Consider the following 1,670-nt stretch of genomic DNA (forward strand, 5'->3'; position numbering starts at 1 on the left):
CGACAGCCCCATCGCGACCCCTGTCGCCGCCCCCCAGCGGCGGCACCCATCACCGGCACCCAGGCCCGACGCTCCGCCACCGACACGTCCGCTCGCCGCTCCGCCACCGACACGCACGCTTGCCGCCCGTTGCACCGGCCGCAGCGGGATGGCGGCGACGGCACTGGTCCGCCGCATCCTGGAGGCCGCCTGACGCATCATGGCCACGTGCGACTCGAAGCGATCACCTGGGACCGGCTCGGCGAGCGGCTGGCGGACCGCCTCCTCGAACTGAAGCCGGCCGACGGCAGCCCCTGGCCCCGCGTCGCCCTCGACGGCGCCCCCGCAGCCCGCCCGGGCGAACTCGCCGAACGGGTGGCCGAGGCCCTGCGGATACGCGGCCGCCCTTCGCTCGTCGTCGGCCTGGAGGGCTTCCTGCGCCCCGCCTCCCTCCGCCTGGAGTACGGCCACCACGACCTGGAGGCCTACTACAACGGCTGGTTCGACACCGGCGCCCTCTGGCGCGAGGTCTTCGGCCCCCTCGAACCCGGCGGCGACGGACGGGTCCTGCCCGACCTGTGGGACCCGGTCACCGACCGCGCCACCCGCAGTCCCTACGTCCATCTCCCGCCCGGCGGCGTCCTGTTGCTCCACGGCCCCCTCCTGCTGCGCCACTGGTTCCCCTTCGACCTGACCGTCCACGTCCTCCTCTCCGAGGGCGCCCTCCGTCGCCGGACCCCCGAACCCGACCACTGGACCCTCCCCGCCTACCAGCGCTACGGCGACGAGACCGACCCGGCCGGCACGGCCGACGTCCTCGTCCGCGCCGACGACCCCCGCCACCCGGCGTGGAACGGCTGACCCGGCGAGCCCTGCCGATCCGCCTCATCCGGCTGCCCTGCCGATCCGGGTGATCCGACTGCCCGGTGCGTGCCCTGCTGATCCCGATGGCCTGCCGATTCGCCGCATCGGGCTGATCCGGCTGATCCTGGCGATCCGAGGGTGGTGGTGCCGCCGCTGCCCGGCCCCGGCCGCCGCTACCGCCGGGTTCCGGGTGCGGGCCCCCTCCGGCGCGGCGAGAATGTAGGGCGCCGGGACTTGCGGTGCCGCCCGCGCCGCGCCGGCCGTCCGGCACCGGGAGGTACTCCATGACCACCGCCGGAGACATCATGCACCGGGGTGCCCAGTGGATCCCCGCCCACGAGACCCTCGACCGCGCCGCCCAGTTGATGCGCGAACTCGGCGTCGGAGCCCTGCCCATCAGCGACGCGAACGAACGGCTGTGCGGCATCCTCACCGACCGCGACATCGTCATCGGCTGTGTGGCCGTCGGCCGCGACCCGGCCGAGGTCACCGCCGGCGAGATGGCCCAGGGCACACCCCGCTGGATCGACGCGGGCGCCGACGTGACCGACGTCCTCCACGAGATGCAGGAGCACCGGATCCGCAGGCTCCCCGTCATCGAGAACAAGCGCCTGGTGGGCATGATCAGCGAGTCCGACCTGGCCCGGCACCTGACGGACGAGCAGATCGCCGGCTGGGCCGAGAGCGTCTACGCGCGCTCCTCGACCACCCACTGACCCGTCCCCGGCCCCGTCCCCCGCACGCCCCGTGTCACAGCCAGCCGTTGCGCCGGAAGCCGCGGTACAGGACACGGCAGCCGACGGCTATCACGCCCATGACCAACGGGT

Annotated in this window: 2 protein-coding genes; both read left to right on the top strand. The window is 74.3% G+C overall.

The window, feature by feature from the left end; translation table 11 throughout:
• Positions 1 to 207: 207 nt before the first annotated feature.
• The gene (locus AOJ26_RS41060; RefSeq protein WP_053853403.1) at positions 208 to 840 is read left to right on the top strand and encodes a uridine kinase; all 633 of its coding nucleotides are present in this window, start codon (positions 208 to 210) and stop codon (positions 838 to 840) included.
• 287 nt (positions 841 to 1,127) lie between these two features.
• A complete protein-coding gene (locus AOJ26_RS41065; RefSeq protein ID WP_053853404.1) occupies positions 1,128 to 1,559 on the top strand; it encodes a CBS domain-containing protein in 432 nt (143 codons plus the stop codon).
• The last annotated feature ends 111 nt before the right edge of the window (positions 1,560 to 1,670 follow it).

This window comes from Streptomyces sp. NRRL B-24085 (assembly GCF_001282115.1).
In the GTDB taxonomy this organism is placed as follows: domain Bacteria; phylum Actinomycetota; class Actinomycetes; order Streptomycetales; family Streptomycetaceae; genus Streptomyces.